This is a genomic window from Pantoea brenneri (assembly GCF_038594305.1).
Classification (GTDB): Bacteria; Pseudomonadota; Gammaproteobacteria; order Enterobacterales; family Enterobacteriaceae; genus Pantoea; species Pantoea brenneri.
The window spans coordinates 1-2,204 of the sequence record NZ_JBCGBG010000016.1 but is presented as its reverse complement, the minus strand read 5'-3'; the positions used below and the strand labels follow the sequence as shown (position 1 = coordinate 2,204).

Below are 2,204 nucleotides of genomic sequence, written 5' to 3'. Positions count from 1 at the left end.
GACATGTTCGAGTCTCTCAAATGCTTGCAACACGCAGCGCTGAAAAACGCCTGTGGGTTGTGAGGTTAAGCGACTAAGCGTACACGGTGGATGCCCTGGCAGTCAGAGGCGATGAAGGACGTGCTAATCTGCGTAAAGCGACGGTAAGGTGATATGAACCGCTACAGCCGTCGATGTCCGAATGGGGAAACCCGGTGCACTCAGTGCATCATTGCAGCATGAATACATAGTGCTGCAAGGCGAACCGGGGGAACTGAAACATCTAAGTACCCCGAGGAAAAGAAATCAACCGAGATTCCCCCAGTAGCGGCGAGCGAACGGGGAGCAGCCCAGAGCCTGAATCAGCTTGTGTGTTAGTGGAAGCGTCTGGAAAGTCGCAGGGTACAGGGTGATACTCCCGTACACAAAAACACACAGGCTGTGAGCTCGATGAGTAAGGCGGGACACGTGGTATCCTGTCTGAATATGGGGGGACCATCCTCCAAGGCTAAATACTCCTGACTGACCGATAGTGAACCAGTACCGTGAGGGAAAGGCGAAAAGAACCCCGGCGAGGGGAGTGAAACAGAACCTGAAACCGTGTACGTACAAGCAGTGGGAGCCTTCTTTATGGGGGTGACTGCGTACCTTTTGTATAATGGGTCAGCGACTTATATTCTGTAGCAAGGTTAACCGTATAGGGGAGCCGCAGGGAAACCGAGTCTTAACTGGGCGTTAAGTTGCAGGGTATAGACCCGAAACCCGGTGATCTAGCCATGGGCAGGTTGAAGGTTGGGTAACACTAACTGGAGGACCGAACCGACTAATGTTGAAAAATTAGCGGATGACCTGTGGCTGGGGGTGAAAGGCCAATCAAACCGGGAGATAGCTGGTTCTCCCCGAAAGCTATTTAGGTAGCGCCTCGTGAACTCATCTTCGGGGGTAGAGCACTGTTTCGGCTAGGGGGCCATCCCGGCTTACCAACCCGATGCAAACTGCGAATACCGAAGAATGTTATCACGGGAGACACACGGCGGGTGCTAACGTCCGTCGTGAAGAGGGAAACAACCCAGACCGCCAGCTAAGGTCCCAAAGTCATGGTTAAGTGGGAAACGATGTGGGAAGGCACAGACAGCCAGGATGTTGGCTTAGAAGCAGCCATCATTTAAAGAAAGCGTAATAGCTCACTGGTCGAGTCGGCCTGCGCGGAAGATGTAACGGGGCTAAACCATGCACCGAAGCTGCGGCAGCGACACTATGTGTTGTTGGGTAGGGGAGCGTTCTGTAAGCCGTCGAAGGTGTGCTGTGAGGCATGCTGGAGGTATCAGAAGTGCGAATGCTGACATAAGTAACGATAAAGCGGGTGAAAAGCCCGCTCGCCGGAAGACCAAGGGTTCCTGTTCAACGTTAATCGGAGCAGGGTGAGTCGACCCCTAAGGCGAGGCCGAAAGGCGTAGTCGATGGGAAACAGGTTAATATTCCTGTACTTGGTGTTACTGCGAAGGGGGGACGGAGAAGGCTATATCAGCCGGGCGACGGTTGTCCCGGTTTAAGCGTGTAGGTGTGTGTTCCAGGCAAATCCGGTTCACTTTACACTGAGGCGTGACGACGAGGCACTACGGTGCTGAAGTGATAAATGCCCTGCTTCCAGGAAAAGCCTCTAAGCATCAGGTAACACAAAATCGTACCCCAAACCGACACAGGTGGTCAGGTAGAGAATACCAAGGCGCTTGAGAGAACTCGGGTGAAGGAACTAGGCAAAATGGTGCCGTAACTTCGGGAGAAGGCACGCTGGCGCGTAGGTGGAGGGACTTGCTCCCCGAGCCGAAGCCAGTCGAAGATACCAGCTGGCTGCAACTGTTTATTAAAAACACAGCACTGTGCAAACACGAAAGTGGACGTATACGGTGTGACGCCTGCCCGGTGCCGGAAGGTTAATTGATGGGGTTATCCGTAAGGAGAAGCTCTTGATCGAAGCCCCGGTAAACGGCGGCCGTAACTATAACGGTCCTAAGGTAGCGAAATTCCTTGTCGGGTAAGTTCCGACCTGCACGAATGGCGTAATGATGGCCAGGCTGTCTCCACCCGAGACTCAGTGAAATTGAACTCGCTGTGAAGATGCAGTGTACCCGCGGCAAGACGGAAAGACCCCGTGAACCTTTACTACAGCTTGACACTGAACATTGAGCCTTGATGTGTAGGATAGGTGGGAGGCTTTGAAGCGC

The 2,204-nt window shown here is 53.3% G+C and carries 1 rRNA gene; it reads left to right on the top strand.

The window, feature by feature from the left end:
- Positions 1 to 63 precede the first annotated feature (63 nt).
- Positions 64 to 2,204 (top strand): 23S ribosomal RNA (locus AABB92_RS23295); the annotation flags it as partial.